The following is a 24777-nucleotide window of genomic DNA, read 5'->3' as shown; positions in this document are numbered from 1 at the left end:
TAGTTATTTATTTAAACTATAACACATTTACAAATATTGGGGCAGAAAATATATGAAGTAACGAGCCTGAGGGAATGAACTTTGAAATTTCAATAGTTAAAAAAACAATTTAAGCACAAGTTTCCCTTTTTGGTATAATATTGAAAGAGGGGGATTTGAAAATGGGTATAAATTTTAATAGTTTTCTTAAAGAAGAATTGTCAGTAATCGATATTCAAACAGCTATGGTACAAGGTGATATAACATCAAAAGAATTAACTATGTATTATTTGCACAGAATTGCTAAGTATGATCAAGGCGGACAGAAAATTAATTCTATGCTTGAAATTAATCCTGAAGCGATATTTATTGCTGAAGCATTAGATGAGGAAAGACTAACAAAAGGGGCTAGAGGGCCTTTACACGGAATTCCGGTAGTTTTAAAAGATAATATCGAAACGAAAGATTTTATGCACACTAGTGCAGGCGTAATAGCATTGGAAAATTATTTAGCTAAGCAGGATGCATTTCTAGTAAAAAAGCTTCGTGAAGCAGGGGCTGTTATTTTAGGGAAAGCAAATATGACTGAATTAGCAAACGCTATGTCGAGTACGATGTGGGCGGGTTATAGTTCTCGAGGTGGCCAAACACTAAATCCTTATGGCGATCCAGAACTTTATGTGGGAGGATCTAGCTCAGGGTCAGCGGTAGCAGTTGCATCGAACTTTTCAGTTTTATCAATTGGAACTGAGACAGACGCCTCGATTTTAAGTCCAGCTATTACAAATTCAGTAGTTGGCATAAAACCGACTGTTGGGCTCATTAGTCGACAGGGCATTATTCCGTTTACATACTCTCAAGACACAGCAGGGCCAATGGCTAGAACAGTAACAGATGCAGCTATTTTATTGGGCGTGTTAACAGGAGTAGATCAAGACGACGTCGCTACATATAAAAGTGAAAGAAGGTTATATAAGGATTACACCCCTTTTTTAGAGGCCACAGGATTAAATGGCGCTAGAATTGGTGTTTATAATAATGCCTCAAAAGCTTATTATGACTCAGAGGAATATGATGAAACACTTTTTAATAATGCAATTCAGGTTTTAAGAGATCAAGGAGCCGATATTATTGAAGGCATCGAAATCCCTTCTTTTCATAGAGACTGGAAATGGGGAGTACCACAATACGAATTAAAGCATAGTTTAAATAATTTCCTTGTAAATCTACCTTCCCACATGCCTGTGCATTCTATCTCTGAGTTAATTCAATTTAATAAACGTTCAAAAGGAAAGTCGTTAAAATATGGTCAGGATAAATTGGAATTGAGAGAGAAACTATCGAACACATTAAGAGACTCTGACTATTTAAATGCAAAACTAGAGGATTTGTATTTTTCTCAAGAACAAGGAATCGATTATACATTAAAAAAATATGAATTGGATGCGATTATCTTTCCATCATATATAGGTTCGACAATTAGTGCAAAAGCTGGTTATCCGTCTATTGCCGTCCCAGCAGGGTATATGAAAACTGGGAGACCGTTTGGCATAACATTCGCAGGAACTGCATTTAGTGAAGATGTTCTAATAAAACTTGCATTTTCATTCGAACAAGCAACTAAACTACGAAAAGCACCGAAGTTGAGTGAGTAGTTTTAAAATATCTAATTGCCTCAATTGACTTTAAAAATACTGTACTTTACTATTAACGGAAAGAAATCTAGTATTTTCCAGTTTCTTGACAACTGAATAGCGTAGAGTAATAGGTGTAAATTGCGTGCAATTTACTGAAAAGGGAAGTCGGTGCAAATCCGACACTGTCCCGCACCTGTAAATTCATAAAGTATAAAAAACGTTTCATTCTTTTAATAAACTCGATCAACAACGTTTCAATTCGTTTGTTGGTCGTTCTTTTTTTGCGTTGAAAGTGAGTGACCCAAAAGCCAGTGATTCTGAATGGCCTTGGCATGTTATAGAAGAAGTTCAAGTAGAGTTATTCAAACAATAACCAAAAAATTCAAGTTGGGGGAAATACATAATGATAATTAAACCGACAAAAAAAGTCTTACTGTCATGGATGAAAAGTTATGTCCCTGAAAGAGATTTATTTTTTCTATCAGAAGAACATCTTAATGAAATTGACTTTACAGATGTATTGTTAATGCCCATAGATGAGTTTTATACTCACAGCACATATCAGCATTTAAATTATGTTAATAGTTATGAATACTGGAATATAAAGAACGCACAATATGTAATTATTGCTGAAAAAGAATGGATTGAGAGCAAATCGAAAGAGGACCAACAATTGATTTTAAGTTTTCAAGTGCAATGTGAAAGAGGGCTTGTACTCCCCGTTAAATTTATAAAGGAGATAGAAAAAGTACCTTCGAGTTATGTACAGAATGGGCACGTTATCATACAGCGTTCAATGTGGGAAGGTCTTGACGAATCATTTAAAGAACAGTTACTTACAACAATGGTTTATGAATGGTGGGATAAGGGAGAATGTGAGGAACCTCCAAAATCATTACCTAGTTTTCTACAGCAATTTGCTAATACTTTTGGGCATCGTCAAGGTGCAAATTGTTTAGCAGCGGTTTTGTTTGCAATTTCAAAAGGGAAACAAAAGTGGTTTATTTATGAATGGATATATCAAAAAACATTTCTTGAAAAATTAAGTCAGTATAACTATGAAGAGGTCCTAGGTGAAGGGATACAACAAGGCGACATTGTGATTTGGAAGGATGAAAATGGTATTATTCAACATGCAGCTTATCATATTGGTGAAGAACTATATTTTAATAAGCATGGACAAACGATGTTTAATCCTTGGAAGATACTTTCGAAAAAGCAACTATATAAAGAGTGGGAGCACCTAACACCTGTGAAAATGAGAAAGAGGATAACGAAATAATAAAAGAGTATCTACAATCCGAGTTAAAAACTAATAAGAACTGGAATATATTATGTTATTCAGACTTTACAGCAGATGCAAATGTTTGAAGAGACACATGGAAAGTTAGGTAATAAGCGAGGAAATACAGAAAAAAATCACGATAATCTAGTTATTGCAGGAGCATTATCCGTACAGGGAATGAAGGCGAATAAGTGGTATGTATAGCAAAATCCTATTACTGATTAGTTAAGTGTAATGTATTACAATTATTGGTATATGGGAGGTGACTAGATGGAACATATATTAGTCTATAATAGTAAAGAATATTAATTACCGTATGAAACAATTCAATAAATCATTCAAACAAGGAATATATTTGTAGACGGAAAATCGTTAAATATTACATCAGTGACTGTAGATTTAGATGGTAAGGTATATATTCGCATATAATTATAAATACATAAAGGTCACATCTAACAAGGTGTGGCTTTTTATTATGCCTTAGGCGGTTGAGTATGAAATTGAAAGAGGAGAATTTAAAAGGATCACCCGGAGGATAGTGACCCTTAGTAAAGATTTGGAGGTGTAAGGTTAAATTAGTATTACCTTACAATAGTTATGAGCATTTTAGGAGATATAGGGTATTAATAACCTCTATTCATGAAAGTAGCGCCGACAATAATTAGAAGAATGAACAGAACAACGACAAAAGCGAATGGGTTTCGTTCGCGACGCTCTTCGCGAAATTCTCCGCAGTATTCCATACAATATCCCTCCTTTCTATAATCTATAATCTATAATATGTATAGTTTTCAAAAGGGATTGCGGTATTTATCTTAGGATGCGTTAGAAAAATGTTTAAAAATAAATATGTTAAAAATAGGTATACACTATCAAGAAAAAATAATAGATGTTGAACCTGGCAAGCAGTATGCTACTGAATATGTCGAACCAAGTGAAGATGAGAAATTTATTGATAGGTATTTGCTTGACTTAACAGGTAAAGAAGTTCAATATGATTTAGCAAATAATTTAGATAAAGATTTCTACTTAAATGGAACTGCTAAGTTATGTAGTTATTATAATTACGGATACACTAATGAAAAGGATTTCTTTTGCGGAGAATTAACACCTATTGACAGAGGATATTCAGATTCGTGGTATTTATATTTCAGTAGAGATACATTTAAAGACGTATATCAAGAATTATTAAAAGGTGATGTTAATATGAGAATTTCAGCAATTATACCGTCTAAATCATATAAACGTGGTCAAGGTAATATGGCTGGTGTTCGGAGAATGGAAACATACTGACTATAGAGGGGATAATCTCCCTCTTTTTTTATTTGCAAAAATATGAAGAAAAAAGAAAAATTTACTTTTAAACTAACATTAATTGACTTTCAATCCACACACCTTTACAATTAATTTTAATAATTCAACAGGAATGTGGAGTATTTTAATAATCTAATAGGAATACTAGATTCCTTTGACAACTGAATAGCGTAGATTAATAGGTGTAAATTGCGTGCAATTTACTTAAAAGGGAAGTCGGTGCAAATCCGACACTGTCCCGCAACTGTAAATGTGAGCGACTTTTCATAGACCACTGTTTAACGACGGGAAGGAGAAAAGTAGCGATGATCATGAGTCAGGATACCTGCCTATTATGAGTACACACCATAACCCTACGAGGAATCACCTAAGTTACTGATTGTGTAAGTCAGATATATCAAGGGTTTGAAGCACTCTAAGGAATATGTAGTAGTAGATTCCACTTTAGGAGGAATCGCTATGACATTAGTTAAATTTGCTGTACAAGATTTTATGGATGAAAGAGAATTGATGAATGTTAGTAAACACACTATCACCAATTACAGAAGTTTCTTTAAGGGATGGTTAGAATGGTTGAGGGAGAATAACATTCAAGATATAGAAGAGGTCTCTACGAATACACTACGATTATATTTATCATATTGTAAAAATGAACTAGGTAATGGTTCAAATACAATCAATAACAAAATTAAACATCTAAGAGCATTCTTTAATCATCTTATGGAAAATGAATTTATAGAACACAATCCATGCCTCAAACTAAAGAAACAACAGACAGATGAACGTATAGAAGTTTTTAATGATTTCCATATTCGTATGATGCTCCGATACTTGAGACGTATAAAACGTAAAGACCACGAATTTACAAGTGTGAGGAATACCTGTGCCATCAAACTCTTGCTAGGGACAGGTATACGCTTGGGAGAGATGCAGGGACTTCGGTGGTCTGATGTAACTAATAGTTATATCACAGTATTTGGGAAAGGTCGAAAGAGTGAAACAGTGCCATTGTCTAAAAAAGTGTATGAAGAATTAATGGATTGGAAGAAGTACCAAGAGAAATATTTTAATTCTAATATAGAGTATATATTCGTAGACAGGTCTGGAGTTCAATTGTCATATGAAGCATGTAAAGGTATCTTCAAGGGTTTACAAAGTGCGCTAGGATTTAAAGACGTGAGATTATCAGCGCACACATTTAGACATACATTTGCACAGCGTTATCTTCTTGCGGGAGGCGACCCATTTAGTTTGCAACGCATTTTGCGTCATACTAATATCAGCATGACCGAAAAGTATACCTCAATGTGGGGAATGGCTTTACAGGAACAAAACGAGAAATACAATCCATTGAATAACATAGAAATATAGAAGGGGGTAGCATAACGCTACCTCCTTTATTTGTGTCTAAATTTTTATGTTTAAAAATTGTGGTATGAAAGCCATACATTATATAAAGGTTGCTCCCTATGGTAGTAGATGGTTAAAAATAAGTTGTCAAAACAGGTCAACTTTTTGGCTTCCCAACGCCTTATATAGTAGAAGGTATTTTTTTGATACCCACTCAAATATTTGAATGGTAGTTTTTGACTCGAAATTGTCGCAATAGTGTTGATGAACCGTTGATACTACTGGGTTCCTATCTTCGGCTATAGGAAGAGTTACAGTGTGTTGTTATTGCTTGCCATGTTTTAGTTTCCCACTGGCTACCTATTCAAATTGTTACGCTTTCGGATTCTACAGACCTCAGTCATACCAAGGGTTGAGACGGTACTTTTTTTAAAATGCTCGCATCCCTTGTGGCTCTAAGGGGTGTAAATCTGCAATAAGGGAACCCGATTATTAATCGGATGTGCAATTCAGTGTATATGTTTATGTGCCAATAAACCCCTAGTTATACACTGATAGTAATGTCTGATTGTTTTTATTTTCATAATAATTTCTCCTCGTACTAGTTTATTTCTCCTAGTTTTCTAGTACGGTCGGTTGTGAGACCGATAAGGCATACTTTCGTGGTTGTAAGTGTGTCTTTAGGATATGATTGGTTGTCATATTATAGGTTCCTCTTAAGGGGCTAGTGCTTGTCACACTGGCTCCTTTTTCTAATACATATAAACGTAATACAAAATATATACATACCACCAATATAAAAATGAAATGGAGTGTTTTTAATGGCTGAAATTACAAGTTATGCATACGGTGATTTACGAGAGTACATGAAGAATACCTATAAAGCGGTTGCAATCGCTAACGCTACAGCAGAAGTTAAACGATATACAAATGTTGATATCACTGTTGAAGGCGGAAAGGTTAAATATAAGGTCTTAGCAGACAATACAGACGGTTCACTAACTGGTAAGAAAGTAGACCGATTCAAGATTTACAAAACTGGTACTTCTACAGATGTTATTGCAGAAGTTACGTTTGCAGTATTCACTTATGAGAACAATAACGACACATTAACTATTGAAATTGAACTAATCATTCCTTCTGTGTAAGGGGTGGTTAGATGTTAGGTCAAGGAACTTTACAAGACCCATATATCATTTCTACTCCAGATGATTACAAGGAGATATTCCTACAACTGGATAAGCATTTTAAGTTAGGTAATGATATAGATTTCACTGGCTACGATTTGTCATCGTTCAATATCACAAGACAATTTACTGGTTCTATTAATGGTAATGGATACACCGTTAAGAACGTCAACTATCAACATCTTAGTAATGTTGGTATGGTGCCTCATTTGTATCCTAACGCAGTATTAAAGAATATCAGTTTTCAAGATATCAATCTATCAACTGCTACTGGTGCTACATCTCGTGCCGTTGCTATTGTTGGCGATGTAAGAAGTGCCACACTAGAAAACGTAGAATTTGTTAACTGCTCTGTAGACGTTGGAGAGAATACTCCTATTGCTTCTATAGTTCGTAATCTTACAGGAACATTCAAGGTTAAGAACATTAGGATGATTAATGTAACAGTTAAAGGCGGTACTGGTAATACTGGCTTCTTCTCATCTGTCAATACTGCTGTAGCAGGTTATTCTTTCTCAGATGGTGTTTAACAGGACAATCAGCAGGCGTTAAGTCAGACGGTATATTCGGTCATATTCCAGATGGTTCGCTATTCTTCTACAAGGTTTATGTACTTGATAAGGATTTGCCACAATTTGACCATTCAAAAGGGTGTGCTACTTATGTTACAGATGCACAGTTAAAAGACCCAAACCAGATACCTTTATCAACTGATTGGAATCACAGTTCTGGACAGTATCCAACGTTAAAAAACTTTAGCGGTGACACTGGTAAACAGATTACTGTTAGAGGCACTATCAAAGCGAAAAAAGGTACTGTATCCGCTACTAGAGGTAGAGGAAAGGCAATATCTAAAACTGTAACAGCAAGGAAAGCAGTTACAAAGGATTCACTACATTATTCTACTAGAATGTTCGTTACTGCTAAGAAAACTATCGTCACAGTTAATACGTATAAAGTTAGATTGAAGAAGGTTAACTCTACTTTCAAGTTAGGTAAAGCGACAACGAACTATAAGTTGCTGAGAAATGTTTTAAGGTCGTTTCCAATTGACTTAGGACGTGTAACGCTACTCAGTAATGTTGTCTATCCTTCATTGGGTAACGTGCCTGTTTATGCTTATACGGGTATTATAACAGGTCGCTCAAATATCGAGTGCAGAACAACACAATCTAGTATCTATAGAATATTGTAAGGAGTTGATAGTATGTCGAGAGTTTTCAGAAATGATACAGCGAGATTAATAGTTGAGTTTAGAGATTACAAAGGCAATACAATCAAGCCAATGAATATATCTTTAACTATATATGATGAACGTGAGAATGTGATTGTCACAATCGAGTCATCTGGGATTAAGCAAGAAGACAATATTTACTTTTACGACTACACGCATAGTAGTAGGGACAATTACATTTTTGAGTTCAAAGGGATGTATGAGAACTTACCAGTGCTGTGTAGACAATTTGTAGAAGTAGCATTTGTTTAACTATACGAAAGGGGAATCTATCCTATGGAAAACCAAGAAGAGTTAGAAGTAGTAAATACAGAAGGTGAACAAACACCAGAGCAGGCGACTAATGAACCTGTTGAGGAAAATGTTGCTGAGAATTTAGAAGAGCAAGCGAAGGCACAAGAGGGACTAGATAATGACCTAGAAACTCAGAAGCAGGAAATTGCACAAATTAAGGCACAGTTAGAAAAACAACTATTCGATGCTCAGTTAAAAGAGCGTGGTCTAGAAGTATTCGCAGATATTAACCGTTTAGGCGAGTTAGAAGGTACTGACAAGTTAGATTATCTACAGTCGGTTGTTGACGCATTACTTGCTAAACACTCATATAAGCCATTAGCAATGAATGGTGAAGCGGTTGACGCTGTACAAGAGGCATTATCAAAAGGTGACGTTCAAACTTCGATTGGTCACAAGTTTAAAAACTGGTTCGGCAAATAAGAACTAGTTAAATATAATCACACAAATATAATGGCTATTATGCCCAAAGGAGAAATACATTTATGTTTAAAAGTAATGATTTCCAAGCAGTAGAAACTATTAGCGTATCAGCAGAATTAGCAGTATTAGCACCACAACAAACGCCACTTACAACTCTATTAATGAGTAAAGGTAACTTCGAGAATGCGTCTTCTACACTATTCCAATGGTTAGAGAAAAAGTTATCAGCAGATACAGATTTTGACCTATTAGAAGGGGCGGACATTACTAAGTTCCAAGAATCTCGCCGTCGTACATTAAGCAATGTTCAACAAATCTTTGCTCGTGCGGTTGCTATCTCTGGTACAGCGGACGCTATGAAAAATGGTCGCTTCACTGAGGAAATTCAAGACCGTTTACTAGAAATGAAGTTAGAAATTGAGCGCGTATTAATCAAAGGTATCTTTGACGATGGCTCGACTGGTAACCCTCGTAAAATGAAAGGTTTAATTAATTGGATTGAAGCAGGTAACAAGATTACTTACACAAACAATCCTACTAAATTAATCAAAGAGGGTATGGAGAAATTATTCACAGCAGGCGTTAACGGTGGAGAGTTCTATCTATTAGCATCTCCTGCTTATAAAGAAATGCTTGACGATGCATTAGCAGGCGTTACAACTTACATACAAAAAGAAACTACTTTCGGTTCTCTAGTGTCTGTATACGTAACTAACTACGGCAATGTTAACATCATGGTTTCTCGTGACGTAGGTAAGCAAGAAGCGATTCTATTCAACGATTCTTACATTTCACTGGCTCCATTACGTGAAGCACAAGTTGAGGCACTTGCTAAAACAGGTGACTCTAACAAAGCAATGGTAATCGCTGAAACTACATTACGTGTAGGTTCTCCAGATGCTCTTGTATTACTAACTGAGGAAGCAATTCAAGAATAACTAAGGTATGAGGGGGTTTATCCCTCTCTTACTTTTATTTTTTGATTCAAATATTTGAGTGAAAGGATACCTCTACATGGAACTACTAATTATGAGACGTAAAAAGAAAATCACGCTTAAGGAATTGTCGGAGTATATAGGTTGCTCAATTTCACTACTATCATTACATGAAAATGAAAAGGTAGCACTAGACACAATCAAACTACAGAAATATAGACAATACATCCTAAACAAATAATAGAAGAAAGAGGAACTCAATTAATATGATGGACACAACTTTATACAACCAGTTTCCAAGATGGAGTAAAGAAAAACAAGAAGGTTACTTCGTAGTAGGAACTGATGACCTCGACTCACAAGCAAGTATATCTATACTCAACCAAGTATTCGGGTATGAGCAAAATTGCTATGTAACTAGAGAGGGATTCTATATGATTAATAGAGATATACGTAAGCATATCGCTGTTGATTTAGCGTTGCATGGTGACAGAAAATGTTATGATAATCATGTCACTATGAGCGATTGTAACAGTCCTATTAACCCTAACAAACGTCATAGCAAATACAAATCAACTGCTGAGTATTGTAATGCTCCGCTAGAGTATTGGTTATTAGAGAAAAAGGAAACAGGTAGGGATGACTTAGACCGTCCTATCTATAAGGAAGAATGGAAATTGAAGCGGTTAGAGTATGCAGTACAGCGCAAGGAAACTAATATCAGTGTCGATTCAAACCAAGCAATTAACTTATTCGATTATAGATATGAATTTAGAATTAGGGATATAAAAGAGAATGTGGAAATCTATACGACAAATACAGAGATACGTGTTAATGGTCACTGGTTCAAAGTAATAGAGGCGAGACGGCTTAAGAATGGACTCTTGAATGTTTCCGTAAAAGATTCGAGTGCGCCTAATGGATTCCCAAAGGACAGATAATTATATTCGTAGTGAAATCCCAAACTAGAAGCGGTTGTTGAGCAATTACCCCAATTAAAAAAATCGTCAAATTACCTATTTTGATTACACACACGCGAAAAAATTGGACTATTTCGGACTCTCTACTTATTAAATGTTAATCAGAATACCTGACCGCCATAATTGGTCGGTGGCTGAACGTACTAATAGTACATGCAGATAGGAATAATTTTCCCGACAGATTAGGAAAACTTCCACGACTAACTGAGGGAAACAATCCTTACCTCAGACCTAAACAATGTTTAGGTGCCTTATCTGATGCAAACATTGTATGCATGAGGTCTCCACAAGTGGGGAAAGGTAGTAGCAAATCACGACCACCTTACAAGGGTATCTAAATTAAAGACACCAGATATGAATCATGCGTAAACAATCCTTACGCATTGAAGGCGATACTATCGCACTCAGGTCAAAATCGTGAAATGTAGATGCTGACGAAAAGATGAACTCAACAATCCTTAGTGCAGGTCAAATGTAAGTAAGATGTTAAACTCAGTAGATGAAGAAGAAAAAGGTCTCCGCTTAATAAGCGGTGATAATCGTCCGAAGAATTTCCTTACAGAAGATGGACTATATGAATGCAAGTAGAATGATTAAAAATGTAGACGTAGACGAATGTATTACCACTCGTCATAATAAGACGACTACCTCATCCTTACATTATAAGGGTCAGATTCGAGAAACAATTTTTGACGACTAGCAATATTAGTCGTGAAATGTGGTTCCTTACAGTAGACGAGAGCGAAAAGGCACTATATACAATGTATAGAGTGGACGGAAGTACTCATGCAATTACGTAAAAAATAGTAGAAAATGTACTCTACTTATCAGGTGTTTAGATATGGTTATTCTCCACTAGTATAGGTTTATGTTTCCATATATAATGGATTATGGAGAAAGGTGTGGAGAAATTGAAAGTGTCTAATAAAATGAAAGTAAATATTATTATTTGTCTAATAGGTGTTATCTTTATAAGTTACTTTACAGCAAAACAGTATATTAAAGTGAGTAATTGTATGGAATCATCCGGAGATGGGCTGTTAGAGCAGGAAAGATGTTACCGCAATCAGAGTAATAAACACGAGGTAGAAGATTGGGAGCAATACAAGCGAGATATGAAAGAAGCAGAGTTTAAACATGACCTATACAAAGAAGCAGAAAGATTACAAAGAGAAGGGCGCTAAGTAGCCCTTTTTTTATTTTGGGTGTTTTCGTAAAGACTGTTGCTCTTCAGCGGAGCAGTTTAGTTGAACAAGAAAAAGTAGAAGGTGACTTTAAACAGAAATACCAAAGTGAAACTATAAATTTCATAACTATTATTTAATGAATATCTTAAAGAAAATGTTCAGCAAGGAAGGAGGAATCTTGCTGAACATTAATTTAAATATGATGAATAATAATTTTATTAAAGGTTGGATATTTTATTAATTAATGAAATCTTGAGGAACACATTCACGAACACCAGCATTTCTCAAGGAGTTAAATAATGCTGCACCGATTCTTAATAAAACATTGTTATCTGTTCCATTTTCTAAATCATAAATTACGTAGTATGCATTATCTACTGTAAAAATACATTTTCGTTCTAATTTAAATCCAGGTGGTACAGTTGGAAGTTTAATAACTGGTCGAATCACAGGTGTATCTCCTTCATCTCTGATAAAGTTGAAAGTTTGTTGGTCAATCTCATAGATATTAACTGGGTCAATCTCTACACCTTGGGCTGGAATTGTAATTTCATCTTCAACTAATAGGAAAAAGCGTTCGTTTCGAAAGTTGAAAAGACTTCTTGCTCCAATTTCAAATGATGCCATTTTATATTCACCTCCTCTTCTAACAACATTTTATTCATATCGAATATAGTTGTTTGGACAAAAAGGAAGGTGGAGTGAAGATATAGTAAATATTATTTTTTCAATACGTATAATTAGACATGTTGTTTCTAGACCGAAGTCAATCCTATAGGGTACTTTTAAGTAAAGAAACTATAAAAAGGGTCACTTGGGATAGGAGTGACCCTTAGTAACAAGATTCGGAGTGTAATGCTATGGTTTATGCATAGATAACCTCCGTATCCAATTTGCATACGCAGATTCACACAAGGGTTAATTTTTGCCTTACAAAAAAAACTACCTAACCGAAACATTTTACAGCGGTCATGTTCGGGAAAATTAGAATAATTAATAGGGTTATCTCATTAATTTGGGATAGCCCTTTTTGTCTTTTGACAAATACTAGAATACATATTACAATTTAAACCAGAAATACAAAAGGAATATCTACTCTACATGAATTAGTGTGTTAAATTACAATTTAATATTAATAAATAATAGGTGCGTTTATCTCTTGATAACGCCAAAAGGGAAGTCGGTGCAAATCCGACACTGTCCCGCAACTGTAAATGTGAGCGACTTTTCATAGACCACTGTTTAACGACGGGAAGGAGAAAAGTAGCGATGATCATGAGTCAGGATACCTGCCTATTATGAGTACACACCATAACCCTACGAGGAATAGGAGGTGGCATGTTGACAAAACAGAATGCTCTGTTCGTCACTGTACGTCAAACGCCTAGAAAAGAAGGTATTAGACATCGAGCTAATTCTTTCATATTTGGGCATTGTTTGACATTATATGATGAACGAAAAAGATAGAATGAAGGATTTCCTCGCGTTAATGGGAAATCCTTTTTTTACTGATGACTTCCGTTTTGAAAATATGTACGAAAAGAGGATACACATATGACGAATATTCATGTATGTACAGCACAGGAATCACAATATTTAGATATGAAAATTTGTAAGCAGCCCCGCACTGAAGTTACTAAAAAAGCTACAACAAGAATGGTTATAGAATCACTTGTTGATCAATTAATAGCTAGCAAACTAATTAGTAATGAACGATTATTTGAGCAAATTTTATATAACAAAGATATTATTTGGATACAAAATGAAAGTTTTAATGGGCACCTTTTTGCAAAGGCGAATATAACAGATCAGCTTAAAACAAAAACAAATAGTTTTATGATGTATATGCCGACAAATCCAATTGTCTATGAGGTGAATGATGAGCATTATCATTTAATTACACGCATTGACTCGACTCGTGCAAAACCAAATTTAGAGCGACTTTCCCATGCTCCTAATCCAATATTAAGTGCTGCCCGGGTCAATGATTTATTGTGCTCGATAGTAATGCGCTTTTATGAAACATATTTAGAGGATTTATCACAGGTAGCTCATAAAAACAAACAACTGATTAATTTTGTAGAGCGCGAGTATCATCAATTTTTAAAAGCTGTGAAAGAACTAAATGAATATCATTTAAACTGGCACCCACGTGGTAACGGTCATGAACTATTGCTGGAATTAATTGATAATTTACAACTTTTGAAAAGTCGACCTGGCAAGGTTTTAATTGATTTTTCTAATTCCCATAGCTACATTGTTGTGGACCCTTCATATCACATTGTCAAGCCAGCGCAGAAAACAGTACAAGCTTTGTGAATTAAATTCGTGCTGGGTGAAGATGGATACTCGCGGAAGGAGAGCAAATACCCGCGCGGAGCAAGAATACTAGCGGAAGGAGAGTAAATACTCGCGAAAGGGAGTAGAATACCCGCTGAAGGAAGTCAAATCCCCGCAATAGTATAGTAAATCCCCAAGAAACATAAAAAAACAGGACAATGATTCTAACAAATCATGTCCTGTTTTTATGATTTCAGTCAATACAATGCATCGCCGCCTCTGCCTCATGCCATGGGACGGAGTAACCCTTGCCTTTTGCACAAAAAATACTAGAAGATGTATATTCGGGGTCGGCGTTTTTATCGTAGCCAATTTGTGCAATAATGTCTTCTGTATTGTGACACACATCATAGCCATCAAATTGTAGAGAAAGTACGCCTTTACCATTAGTGTAGGCGGCAAAGGTTGTGCTGTAGCTCATGAATGTTGCGACAGGGGCACGACCAGTTATAATCGCATCATGTTCAGTTAAGATTGGCGCATCAAATGTACCAGCAGCTTGTTGAATATCGGTCATCATGCGGCCAATAAAATCACTTGGAGCTTTAAGTTTAAAGCGGTAATACGGCTCCAGTAATACATTTTCTGCTTGCTCCAGCCCTTGCCGTAATGCACGGAATGTTGCTTCTCGGAAATCGCCACCATCTGTATGTTTAATATGGGCGCGTCCTGTTAAGAGAGTGAAGCGAATATCTGTCACGGGGAATCCTGTTAATAGCCCATGATGATCGCGCTCGAATAGATGTTTTTCAATGAGTCGTTGGTGCCCAACCGATAAATCATCCGCATGACATGCATTAACAAATGTGTTGCCAGTACCGCGGGTATTTGGCTCCATCAATAAATGTACTTCTGCATAATGCTTTAAAGGTTCAAAATGACCATAGCCGGTCACGGTTGTTGCAGTCGTTTCCATATATAAAATCTGTGGTTCGCTAAATGAAATGTCTAGTGAGAAGCGTTTGTTAAGCACATCGATAAGAACCTCGAGTTGGATGACACCCATAATATGTACATGAATTTCTTGGAATTTTTCATGCCATAGCATATGTAATGATGGTTCTTCTGCTTCAAGTGTGCGGAAAATTTTTAGAACTTCCTTTATATGCTGATCGCCTTCATATTGTACTTTTGCCTGCAAAGTCGGTACTAACTCATAGGGCTGCGGGTTACCTGAATAACCAATGATATCGCCGATGTTTGCTTCGCTAATCCCTTTTACTGCGAAAATCTCTCCAGCCTCGACCTCTTGTGCTGTTACATAACGGCTGCCATTGTTTAGCCGAATCTCAGTCACTTTCTCGGTTTCATCTCCAAAAGAAATTTCATCACGCACATGTAACGTCCCTTGCAATGCCTTAATAAAAGTTAAACGTTGATGCCCATCATGACGAATTTTAAAAACTTCACCTTGGAACGGAGCATTGTTATTAAAATGTGTTTTTGTAAGTAGAGGGAGCTGTGCTAAGAATTCCTTTATTCCAATATCTTTTAAAGCAGAGCCAGAAAAACATAGGAAGGCCTTTTCCTGTTTAACCATCGTTTGTAAATGAGTAAGGCAGTTAGAGCTATCTAAAGTCTCATTAAGAAAAGCATCGAGAAGCTGCTCATCACGTTCAGCAAGCCACTCCATCACGTGAGTTGAAACATAATCCGAACGGAGCGGTTCATCTACGAATAATACATCCTCAGAACACTCCTTTTGAAGCTTTGTCATAACGGCCTCAACATTTGCCCCTTCACGATCAATTTTGTTAATAAAGAAAAAGGTTGGGACGTGATATTGGCGTAAAAGTTGCCACACTGTTTCCGTATGACCTTGGAGTCCTTCAACCGCACTAACAATAATTATGGCATAATCCATAACCCGAATGGCACGTTCCATCTCTGGAGAGAAATCTACGTGTCCGGGTGTATCGATTAACGTATATGTATCATTCCCAATCGTCATGCGACCTTGCTCTGCAAAAATCGTAATGCCTCGCTGACGCTCCAGCTCATGATTATCTAGAAATGTATCCTGGTGATCCACTCGTCCACGTGCTTGAATACTGTTTGTATGAAAAAGTAACTGCTCAGAAAATGTTGTTTTTCCTGCATCCACGTGAGCGAGTACCCCGATTGTTACATGCATAAAAAAATCCTCGTTTCTATTAATTCGTATATCAATATTGTAACAGAATTGGGTAGAAAAATATTTCGAATAAAGTGTTTATGTACTAGGCTATCAATATTATTTGCAACAAAATTAAATACGACGTATGGGTGCAAATTCGATGCTGTGCAGCAACTGTAAATGGGGAGTCCATAAAGATGCCACTGAAACTATAATTTTCTGATTTTTCTGAAAAAATAATGACAATAAATCTATGCCGTGATATGGTAATTAAGAAAACGTTTTCGTAAAACGTTTTCTTAAAGTGTGATCTTATAGTAATGGTAGGTGAAGATTATGAAACGATGGACCATTAAAGATATTGCGAAAAAAGCGGGTGTTTCCATTACCACTGTTTCGCGAGTGTTGAATGAAAAAGAGGAGGGAATGTCCCTAAAGACACGTGAAAAGGTACTTAAGGTAATGGAAGAGGTAGATTTCCAGCCAAACCAATTTGCTCGTGGTCTAGTTACGAAGCGATCGAAGATATTCGGATTAATCATTCCGAATATTTCTAATCCATATTTTCCTGAATTATGTCGGGGGGTGGAAGATGAAGCGAATGAAAGAGAATATAGCTTAATCATCTGTAATTCTGATGATCAATCTGATAAAGAAAAGCGATACTTACGATTATTAGAGGAACAGCAGGTAGATGGTATCATTTTTTCGGCAAAAGATTATTTGGAGCCATCGGATGAAGAGCAATTATCACGTGCAAAGATTCCTTTTGTTCTCGTTGATAGAGGAAAGAATGAAAAAAAACATTCCAGTGTCTATATAGATAATGATAAAGGTGGATATTTAGCAGGAATACATTTAGTAGAACTCGGTCATAGGAAGATAGCATGCATGATTGGACCAAGCTCTCTTTCTTTGTCTAATGAACGTTTAGCAGGTTTCAAAAGAGCGCTGTCTGAATCAGGCGTTGAACTTTTACCATCACATATTATTGAAGGGGATTTTCAGATGGAAAAGGCATACCAAAAGTCCAAAGATCTCCTGAGGAAAAAAGAAGTGACGGCTATATTTGCCTTTAATGATGTAATGGCATTCGGTATTTACCGAATGGCTCACGAGCTTGGAATTCATATACCAAAGGATTTATCCATCATAGGCTTTGACGACATTCCGTTAGTATCTGCATTAATGCCAAAGCTTACTACAATTCGTCAGGATACTTATCTTATGGGGAGGGAGGCAGTAAAGCTATTAATACAAAAACTTGAAAATAACGAAACGCAATCTGTTATGTTTAACCCGACTCTGGTAGTACGTGAAAGCACTACAGCACCATAAAACATCAAGAAATGTAGATGAACTAGAGGAGTGAAATTGATGAAAAAAATACCAGTGATTATTGATTGTGACCCAGGAATTGACGATGTTATGGCGTTATTATTAGCCTTTTCCCGAGATGATCTGGATATAAAATTAATTACAACGGAACCAGGAAATCAAACGCAAGATAAAACGGTCTACAATGCTAGAGCATTCACAAGCTACATGAAACAAAATATTGAAATCGCAAGGGGGTTTGATCATCCTTTCTTCCGTGAATTGGAGGTTGCTGATGATGTTCATGGGGAAAGTGGGTTAGGAGAAGTCATTTTACCGAAGCCGGATTTACTCGAAAGTGATAGAACAGCCATAAATGCTTTAATAGATGTTTTAACTGAAAGTGAGGAACCGATTGTTTTAATCGCAACTGGACCACTTACAAATATCGGAGCATTGCTGCTTGCTCATCCAGAAGTAAAAGAAAAAATCAGCTATATTTCGTATATGGGTGGTGCAGCTATAGCTGGCAATATGAGTCCTTTTGCAGAATTTAATGTATATGTTGATCCACATGCAGCCGATATCGTTTATCGTTCAGGAATTCCTATTATCATGAGCGGACTTGATGTTACTCATAAAGCGTATGTCAATATGGAAGAGTTACATCAAATTGAAAGTATGGGGACAGATTTATCACAAAAAATTGGCGCAATGCTTCGCTTCTATATACAAAATGCAAAAAATAATGATTTCCAAGAAACTGATTTCGAAAATGGGTTTCGTTTGCATGATCTATGTGCTGTGTCATATGTTGTCACGCCAGAACTTTTTGAAGGAGAAGATTGCTTTGTAGCGGTTGAGACAGAAGGGCGCCACACTGCTGGTGCGACCGTTGTAGATTATATGCACCGTTCCGGAAAACCTCGTAATGTAAAAGTATTGCACTCGGTCAATCGTGAAGCCTTTGTTAATCAATTTATGGAAGCGGTTGCAAAAATGGGCCGTCAAATCAGTCAATAATTAAAAAAGGTGGGAAACCAAGATGAAACGTAGTTTTAAAGATGACTTTAATATGATGTCTATGCTTCTTATTCCTATTGGTGTAGCAGTGAATATTGTCGGTTTTCAAATTGCTAACGTTTTAAGGCTCCCTATTTTTCTTGATACGATTGGAACCATATTAATCGGGGTCGTTGCTGGTCCTTGGGTTGCATTACTTGCTGGATTAATTACAAACCTTATAAATGGTATTTTTAATCCTACGTATTTTCCATATGCCATTACATCTGTGGCGATTGGAATAGGGGTAGGATACTTGTCTAAAGGAGGAATGTTTAAAAATATTCCTAAAACGATTATTTCCGGTATTGTGATTACTTTTATTGCTGTTATTGTATCTGCTCCAATTACGGTGTTAGTTTTTGGAGGAGCTACTGGAGGTACAGGATCTATTCTTACAGCTACATTCCTTGCTTCAGGACAAAAAATTTGGAGTGCCGTATTCGCTTCATCCTTTATCTTTGAAATTGCGGACAAAGTTGTATCGGCTCTAATCGTTTACTTTATTGTAAGAAAAATGTCTGATCGTTATTTATCAAAAATGAATTATGGGACTCTGTATATGAAACGTGAAGACCGATAATTGAACTCTTTCCGTTCTGCCTGAGCGGAAAGATCTACTTTTTTTGAGGAGGGTTCGTCGTGCAGAAAAATTTCATTCAGCGGTTGCATCCAATGACTAAATTCTTCTTTGCATTACTTGTATCAGCTGCCGTTCTTATTATTCCCGAGTTTATATTCTCATTTCTAGTTTTCCCAATTTTACTTCTTATAGCTGCCGCTGCAGGCATTGTGAAAGAATTTTTGGGTACTGTCATGAAGGCTTTGTTATTTTTACTAATCATCATTTTCTTCATGCAGCTCTTGTTCTATCCAGGTGATCATGTGATGGGACAATGGGGAATATTTAAGTGGACTGAGGAAGGTTTGGATTATGGATTAACGCTTACGTCTCGCATTCTGGCGATGGGTTCTGCCTTTATATTATTTTTCCGTTTGACAGATGTTCGTGACTTCGTAAAATCGCTAGAAGATGCAGGCCTCCCTCCAATGGGAGCTTATGTAGTTTTATCAACATTGCAAATTATTCCTGAAATGCGACGCCATGCGAACACAATTATGGATGCCCAAAAAACACGTGGGGTAGAAACGGAAGGATCATTGTTAACGAGAGCGAAAGCATTTATCCCAACCTTAACTCCTCTCATATTATCATCTATATCAAGTACTGAAGAACGAGCAATTACTTTAGAGTCGAGAGCTTTTTCTGCTCCAACAAAGAAGACTAGCTTGCATAAGCTAACAAAAAGTACAGCTGATCGAATTTTGCCATTCGTCTACATGATCATTTTAGTAGGTTTGGTGTTCTGGAGGGTCCTCACATGAATTTTATCATTGAAATGAAAAATGTCTCATATCGATATCCAGTTAGTGATGATTGGAACATAAAAAATGCGTCTTTTAAAATTGAAAAGGGGAAATTTACAGCCATTATTGGCAATAATGGCTCCGGTAAAACGACCCTATGTAATATCATACGAGGATTCATTCCACACTTTTATAAAGGAGACCTTGAAGGGGACGTTATTGTCGATGATAAAAGAATAGTAGAATATCAATTAGGACAATTAGGAGGAAAAATTGGATATGTCTTTCAAAACCCTTTCATCCAAGTATCAGGTGTAAAAGATACTGTCTTTGACGAAGTAGCGTTTGGTCTCGAAAATTTAGGTGTAGAAGAAAATGAAATTATTGACAGAGTAAATGAAATATTAAAGCTTATAAAAATCGAACATTTACGAGGAAAGCATCCAATGGGACTTTCAGGTGGTCAACGTCAACGTGTTGCACTTGCTTCGATCATCGTCATGAATCCCGATATTCTTGTCATTGACGAGCCAACATCTCAGTTAGATCCAATTGGAACAGAGCATGTATTTGATATCATTCGTCTCATGAAAGAACAGGGAAAAACTATTATCCTAGTAGAACATAAAATGGACTTAATTGCTGAATATGCGGACAATCTAATTGTCCTCAATAATGGAGAAATAGTATTACAAGGTCCGACTCGAGGAGTTTTTGCGGACCCACGATATGGGGAATATAACATTCAATATCCTCATGTAACCGAGGTCGCTCTAAATTTACAAAAAGACGGAGTTCATTTAAAATATGTTCCAATTCGCGATGAGGAATTACCTGAAAGCATAAGTTGGGCAAGTGTAGGGGAGAGTGCTTATGACTGAACTTCAACTGAAAAACGTTAGTTTCGCTTATCCCGATGGAACAAAAGCATTAGAAAATTTGACACTTACGGTTCCGGCTGGTCAACGTCTAGCGATTATTGGACAAAACGGGGCCGGAAAAACAACCGCAGTAAAATTGATGAACGGCCTCTTAAAGCCAACTGAAGGTGAGGTATATGTTGCGGATTGGAATACAAAAGATTATACGACAGCTCAAGTATCTCGAAAGGTTGGTTATGTATTTCAAAACCCGGACGATCAAATTTTCCACAATAATGTAGAATTAGAAGTACAGTTTGGACCTAAAAATATGGGCTTTGATCCAGAACGTGTAGCAATGCTAACGGATTGGGCTATGGAATTATGCGGAATTAGTAATGTTTCGCAAGAAAATCCTTATAATCTCCCATATTCTGTACGTAAATTTGTTACAATTGCTTCGGTTTTAGCAATGGATTCCGATGTGATTATTTTAGATGAGCCGACAGCTGGACAGGATCGTGTCGGATTAGATTTATTAAGTGTGCTCTTAGACGAATTGGAGAGAAAGGGAAAGACTGTTATTGCGATTACACACGATATGGAATTTGTCACGAATTATTTCTCTCGAATTGTAGTAATGGCAAATCGTAGGATTATTGCAGATGATGTTTCGGAACATATTTTTTATAATCATGCGATATTAGAAGAAAGTATGCTAAAGCCACCTGCAGTTGCTAAAATGGCCAACATATTGGGTTTGGAGAAAGGAATCATGACAAAAGGTCAATTATTATCCGTATTAAAGAAAAAGAGATTTTAAGAAAGGATGATAGCTGGCATGGATATTTCATTAGTCGGAAGCATTAATATAGATCTTGTCTATCGTGTTCCCTACATTGTAAATAAAGGTGAAACACTTCACAGTGCGTCTCATAGTGTTCATTTCGGTGGAAAAGGTGCAAACCAAGCAGTAACAGCAAGCCAGCTAGGAGCAAATGTTCATTTTATTGGGAAAGTAGGAAAAGATGATTTCGGGGAACAAGCGATAAACAATTTAAAAGATAGAGGCGTTTATATTGATTCCGTTCAAAAGGAAGGAGCTACTGGGCAAGCGATGATCCAAGTGACAGATGCCGGTGGTAATGCGATTGTTTTGTTTCCTGGTGCAAACTTTTTAGTTACTCCTAAACAAATTGAACAGGAAGCTACTATCATTTCTTCAAGTAAGGTACTCCTTCTTCAGCTTGAAATACCGCTTGATGCAGTTGAAAAGGCAGTGGAAATCGCATCTCAACATGGGAAAATCGTAATCCTTAATCCAGCTCCATCTCAAAAATTACCAGATTCTTTATTGAAGAACATTACATTATTAACACCGAATGAAACAGAACTTGCGCAGTTGACGGGTATTGAAACGACAACGGAAGAAGATATTCGCTCTGCATGTAAGTTATTGCTAGATAAAGGAGTCGGAACAGTAATCGTTACACTTGGATCTAAAGGTTCTTTTTATATAAACCATGTAGAAAGTGGCTGGGTTCAAGCGTTGAGCGTTGACACGATCGATACAACTGGTGCGGGAGATGCATTTAATGGAGCTTTAGCAGTAGGACTATGCAGGGGTGATTCGCTTCGAAGTTCGATCGATTTTGCCACGAAAGTTGCGGCATATGTCGTTACTCAAATGGGCGCACAGCCTCTTATCCTACAATCAGTCTTGAAATAAATTCTATCCGTAGCTCTTCGTAATTATTGCGAAGCAGCTACGTTTTTTTAGATGTATTCTTGCTATTGTAAAATCTTCGCTAGGTAAAAAAACAAATTCTTCTTAAAAGGAGGAATAATACTTAGGGTGTCGAAATATTGTACTAAGTAATGAAATTTCAACACAAAGGGGAAATAAAATATGACATTGAAACAAGGGATAAAACCAGAAAATCTATATCAATTAAAATCAGTGGCAGATCCACAAGTATCACCTGACGGAACAGAAGTTGTGTATGTAGAGACGCATATTGATGAGAAGAAAAAGGACTACGTATCTAATTTATTTTACATAAACTTGCATGAAAAAAAGCCACAACAATGGACATTTGGAGAAGATAAAACGAATTCACCAGTTTGGTCTCCAGATGGCAGTAAAATCGCATTTGTATCAACGAGACATGGTAAGCCACAAATTTTTGTGCTTTCTAAAGCAGGTGGGGAAGCGAAACAAGTTACTAATTGTAAAAACGGTGCGACATCGCCTGTATGGTCTCCGTGTGGTAAGAATATTGCATTCTCAGTAAAGCTAGGTGAAAATGAAAGTATTTATGATAAAGCTGATAATGATAAGAAAGATGACAAAGAACTAAAACCACTTGAAATAGAAAAGATGAAATATAAATCAGATTCAGCCGGTTTTATTGATATGGAACAATTTTCTCAAATTGCCATCGTCAATCTTGAATCTGGAGAATTAGAGCTAGTTACGGAAGGTAAACATAATTTACAACTTGGTACATGGTCTCCAAACGGAAAATATCTTTCTTACACAGCAGACTTATCAGAGGATCTAGATTTTTCATTCTTAAGTGATATTTACTTATTGGATTTAGAGACAAAACATGGTCGCAAGCTAACGGAAGGAACAGGGATGTTTTACCAAACTTCATGGTCTCCAAATAGCCGCTACGTAGCTTATGTTGGCAGCGAACGAGAATTTGAAAATGCGACACAAGCAAAATTATGGATTCATGATTTAGAAAATAACAATACGACATGTGTAACGAGTGAATTTGACGCGCCAGTTGGTGATTTTGTAGTCGGTGATTTCCTACAAGGTGTCGTTGCTCCACGTGTACAATGGTTGGAGGATAATAAAAGCTTTTACTTCCAAGTGACAGATCACGGAAATACTGCTATTTATTTTGGCAATCTATCTGGAGAATTATATCCAGCGATTAATGATGATCAATATGTATATGGTTTTTCACTTGATCAAAAAAATGATAAAGCGGTAGTCTCAATCAGCAATACTACAAATCCTGGCGATCTATTTTACGTGAATTTAAATACTGGTGAAAAGGAACAGCTTACTAACGTTAATGAAGACTTTTTAAAGTCGAGAGAATTATCTGTTCCAGAAGCAGTTGAATATGAAGGGGCAGATGGCTGGAAAGTAAACGGTTGGATGATGAAGCCTATTGGCTATGAAGAAGGGGAGAAATATCCACTTATTCTTGAAATCCATGGTGGACCACACGCTATGTATGCCAACTCATATTTTAACGAATTCCAAATCCTTGCCGCACAAGGTTATGCGGTTCTCTTTACGAATCCTCGCGGAAGCCATGGATATGGTCAAAAATTTGTTGATGCAGTCCGTGGTGATTATGGAGGCAATGATTATAATGATCTTATGGCTGCTGTTGATTATGCATTGGAGCATTATGATTTCATTGACAAAAACCGTCTCGGTGTTACAGGTGGGAGCTATGGGGGCTTCATGACAAACTGGATTGTCGGACATACAAATCGCTTTAAAGCAGCTGTTACGCAACGTTGTATTTCTAACTGGATTAGCTTTTACGGTGTAAGTGATATCGGCTATTACTTTAATGACTGGCAAATCCAAGCGGGACTAGACGATATAGAGAAGCTATGGAACCATTCGCCACTTAAATATGTGGACAATGTGGAGACGCCACTGTTAATTTTACACAGCGAAAAAGACTATCGCTGTCCGATTGAACAAGCAGAGCAATTATTTATTGCCTTGAAACATCGTAAAAAAGAAACTAAATTTGTTCGCTTCCCAGAATCCAATCACGAACTTTCTAGGAGCGGAAAACCAACGTTAAGAATCAATAGACTAGAATATATTAGGGATTGGTTTGTGAAATATCTATAAAATAAATATAG

At 36.6% G+C, this 24777-nt stretch carries 26 protein-coding genes and 3 riboswitches; of the genes, 23 read left to right on the top strand and 3 right to left on the bottom strand.

The annotated features are described in order from the left end of the window. The first annotated feature begins 161 nt into the window (after window positions 1–161). The 3 genes from ACQKOG_RS12185 to ACQKOG_RS12175 all read left to right on the top strand — a co-directional run bounded on the left by ACQKOG_RS12185 (window position 162) and on the right by ACQKOG_RS12175 (window position 3105). The gene (locus ACQKOG_RS12185; protein WP_402873840.1) at window positions 162–1634 is read left to right on the top strand and encodes an amidase family protein; all 1473 of its coding nucleotides are present in this window, start codon (window positions 162–164) and stop codon (window positions 1632–1634) included. 94 nt (window positions 1635–1728) lie between these two features. Continuing rightward, window positions 1729–1943, top strand: a riboswitch (cobalamin riboswitch). Between the two features lie 76 nt (window positions 1944–2019). Then, a complete protein-coding gene (locus tag ACQKOG_RS12180; protein ID WP_370078916.1) occupies window positions 2020–2898 on the top strand; it encodes a hypothetical protein in 879 nt (292 codons plus the stop codon). Window positions 2899–2979: 81 nt separating this feature from the next. Next, window positions 2980–3105, top strand: a complete 126-nt coding sequence (locus ACQKOG_RS12175) for a hypothetical protein (protein WP_415732213.1) — start codon at window positions 2980–2982, stop codon at window positions 3103–3105. Between the two features lie 419 nt (window positions 3106–3524). Here the strand turns inward: ACQKOG_RS12175 and ACQKOG_RS12170 are convergent, their stop codons facing one another. Then, complete coding sequence (locus tag ACQKOG_RS12170; RefSeq protein ID WP_370078913.1) at window positions 3525–3644, bottom strand: YjcZ family sporulation protein; 120 nt, start codon at window positions 3642–3644, stop codon at window positions 3525–3527. 106 nt (window positions 3645–3750) lie between these two features. On the opposite strand from ACQKOG_RS12170, the gene ACQKOG_RS12165 reads away from it, so the two are divergent. The 10 genes from ACQKOG_RS12165 (at window position 3751) to ACQKOG_RS12120 (ending at window position 11802) form a co-directional block, all read left to right on the top strand. Continuing rightward, window positions 3751–4194 carry a hypothetical protein gene (locus ACQKOG_RS12165; RefSeq protein ID WP_427446642.1) on the top strand — a complete coding sequence of 148 codons (444 nt, stop codon included), beginning with the start codon at window positions 3751–3753 and terminating at the stop codon, window positions 4192–4194. A gap of 184 nt (window positions 4195–4378) precedes the next feature. Next, window positions 4379–4562, top strand: a riboswitch (cobalamin riboswitch). 112 nt (window positions 4563–4674) lie between these two features. Continuing rightward, window positions 4675–5586, top strand: a complete 912-nt coding sequence (locus ACQKOG_RS12160; protein ID WP_427446640.1) for a tyrosine-type recombinase/integrase — start codon at window positions 4675–4677, stop codon at window positions 5584–5586. Between the two features lie 800 nt (window positions 5587–6386). Then, entirely contained in the window at window positions 6387–6713 is a 327-nt protein-coding gene (locus ACQKOG_RS12155) for a hypothetical protein (protein WP_427446638.1), read from the top strand. Window positions 6714–6724: 11 nt separating this feature from the next. Further along, window positions 6725–7282: a hypothetical protein gene (locus tag ACQKOG_RS12150; RefSeq protein WP_427446636.1), complete on the top strand. Its 558-nt coding sequence runs from the start codon at window positions 6725–6727 to the stop codon at window positions 7280–7282. Window positions 7283–7377: 95 nt separating this feature from the next. Next, complete coding sequence (locus tag ACQKOG_RS12145; RefSeq protein ID WP_427446634.1) at window positions 7378–7947, top strand: hypothetical protein; 570 nt, start codon at window positions 7378–7380, stop codon at window positions 7945–7947. A gap of 12 nt (window positions 7948–7959) precedes the next feature. Beyond that, complete coding sequence (locus tag ACQKOG_RS12140; RefSeq protein ID WP_427446632.1) at window positions 7960–8238, top strand: hypothetical protein; 279 nt, start codon at window positions 7960–7962, stop codon at window positions 8236–8238. 24 nt (window positions 8239–8262) lie between these two features. Beyond that, a complete protein-coding gene (locus tag ACQKOG_RS12135) occupies window positions 8263–8703 on the top strand; it encodes a hypothetical protein (RefSeq protein WP_370078901.1) in 441 nt (146 codons plus the stop codon). A gap of 62 nt (window positions 8704–8765) precedes the next feature. Then, complete coding sequence (locus ACQKOG_RS12130; protein ID WP_370078899.1) at window positions 8766–9641, top strand: SU10 major capsid protein; 876 nt, start codon at window positions 8766–8768, stop codon at window positions 9639–9641. A gap of 263 nt (window positions 9642–9904) precedes the next feature. Next, window positions 9905–10579, top strand: a complete 675-nt coding sequence (locus ACQKOG_RS12125; protein WP_370078897.1) for a hypothetical protein — start codon at window positions 9905–9907, stop codon at window positions 10577–10579. A 956-nt stretch (window positions 10580–11535) separates the two neighbouring features. Continuing rightward, the gene (locus ACQKOG_RS12120) at window positions 11536–11802 is read left to right on the top strand and encodes a hypothetical protein (RefSeq protein WP_427446771.1); all 267 of its coding nucleotides are present in this window, start codon (window positions 11536–11538) and stop codon (window positions 11800–11802) included. Between the two features lie 240 nt (window positions 11803–12042). On the opposite strand, the gene ACQKOG_RS12115 is transcribed toward ACQKOG_RS12120, so the two are convergent. Beyond that, on the bottom strand, window positions 12043–12432 hold the full coding sequence (locus tag ACQKOG_RS12115) for a spore coat protein (protein WP_370078893.1): 390 nt from the start codon (window positions 12430–12432) through the stop codon (window positions 12043–12045). Window positions 12433–12932: 500 nt separating this feature from the next. Further along, a riboswitch (cobalamin riboswitch) is annotated at window positions 12933–13116 on the top strand. Between the two features lie 30 nt (window positions 13117–13146). Here ACQKOG_RS12115 and ACQKOG_RS12110 point away from each other — a divergent pair. Beyond that, window positions 13147–13272, top strand: coding sequence for a hypothetical protein (locus tag ACQKOG_RS12110; protein WP_370078891.1), 126 nt, complete (start codon window positions 13147–13149; stop codon window positions 13270–13272). A gap of 87 nt (window positions 13273–13359) precedes the next feature. Continuing rightward, a complete protein-coding gene (locus ACQKOG_RS12105; RefSeq protein ID WP_402873816.1) occupies window positions 13360–14124 on the top strand; it encodes a hypothetical protein in 765 nt (254 codons plus the stop codon). Window positions 14125–14338: 214 nt separating this feature from the next. Here the strand turns inward: ACQKOG_RS12105 and ACQKOG_RS12100 are convergent, their stop codons facing one another. Continuing rightward, entirely contained in the window at window positions 14339–16279 is a 1941-nt protein-coding gene (locus ACQKOG_RS12100) for a GTP-binding protein (protein ID WP_427446628.1), read from the bottom strand. Window positions 16280–16597: 318 nt separating this feature from the next. On the opposite strand from ACQKOG_RS12100, the gene ACQKOG_RS12095 reads away from it, so the two are divergent. The 8 genes from ACQKOG_RS12095 to ACQKOG_RS12060 all read left to right on the top strand — a co-directional run bounded on the left by ACQKOG_RS12095 (window position 16598) and on the right by ACQKOG_RS12060 (window position 24766). Continuing rightward, window positions 16598–17599 carry a LacI family DNA-binding transcriptional regulator gene (locus tag ACQKOG_RS12095; protein WP_370078885.1) on the top strand — a complete coding sequence of 334 codons (1002 nt, stop codon included), beginning with the start codon at window positions 16598–16600 and terminating at the stop codon, window positions 17597–17599. A 39-nt stretch (window positions 17600–17638) separates the two neighbouring features. Further along, window positions 17639–18601: a nucleoside hydrolase gene (locus ACQKOG_RS12090; RefSeq protein ID WP_370078883.1), complete on the top strand. Its 963-nt coding sequence runs from the start codon at window positions 17639–17641 to the stop codon at window positions 18599–18601. 22 nt (window positions 18602–18623) lie between these two features. Beyond that, window positions 18624–19223: an ECF transporter S component gene (locus ACQKOG_RS12085; RefSeq protein ID WP_370078881.1), complete on the top strand. Its 600-nt coding sequence runs from the start codon at window positions 18624–18626 to the stop codon at window positions 19221–19223. Window positions 19224–19282: 59 nt separating this feature from the next. Next, window positions 19283–20026, top strand: a complete 744-nt coding sequence (locus ACQKOG_RS12080) for an energy-coupling factor transporter transmembrane component T family protein (RefSeq protein WP_370078879.1) — start codon at window positions 19283–19285, stop codon at window positions 20024–20026. Further along, complete coding sequence (locus ACQKOG_RS12075) at window positions 20023–20889, top strand: energy-coupling factor ABC transporter ATP-binding protein (RefSeq protein WP_370078877.1); 867 nt, start codon at window positions 20023–20025, stop codon at window positions 20887–20889. The genes ACQKOG_RS12080 and ACQKOG_RS12075 overlap by 4 nt, the downstream gene beginning before the upstream one ends. Further along, the gene (locus ACQKOG_RS12070) at window positions 20882–21691 is read left to right on the top strand and encodes an energy-coupling factor ABC transporter ATP-binding protein (RefSeq protein ID WP_402873807.1); all 810 of its coding nucleotides are present in this window, start codon (window positions 20882–20884) and stop codon (window positions 21689–21691) included. Before ACQKOG_RS12075 ends, ACQKOG_RS12070 begins: the two co-directional genes overlap by 8 nt. Window positions 21692–21709: 18 nt before the next feature. Beyond that, a complete protein-coding gene (gene rbsK, locus ACQKOG_RS12065) occupies window positions 21710–22597 on the top strand; it encodes a ribokinase (protein WP_370078873.1) in 888 nt (295 codons plus the stop codon). A gap of 180 nt (window positions 22598–22777) precedes the next feature. Next, the gene (locus tag ACQKOG_RS12060; protein WP_427446624.1) at window positions 22778–24766 is read left to right on the top strand and encodes a S9 family peptidase; all 1989 of its coding nucleotides are present in this window, start codon (window positions 22778–22780) and stop codon (window positions 24764–24766) included. Window positions 24767–24777: the final 11 nt, after the last annotated feature.

Origin of the sequence: Lysinibacillus sp. NPDC093216, assembly GCF_050280325.1 — a bacterium.
Lineage (GTDB): Bacteria > Bacillota > Bacilli > Bacillales_A > Planococcaceae > Lysinibacillus.
The sequence above is the reverse complement of the archived record's forward strand: the minus strand, read 5'-3'. Positions and strand labels throughout refer to the sequence as shown.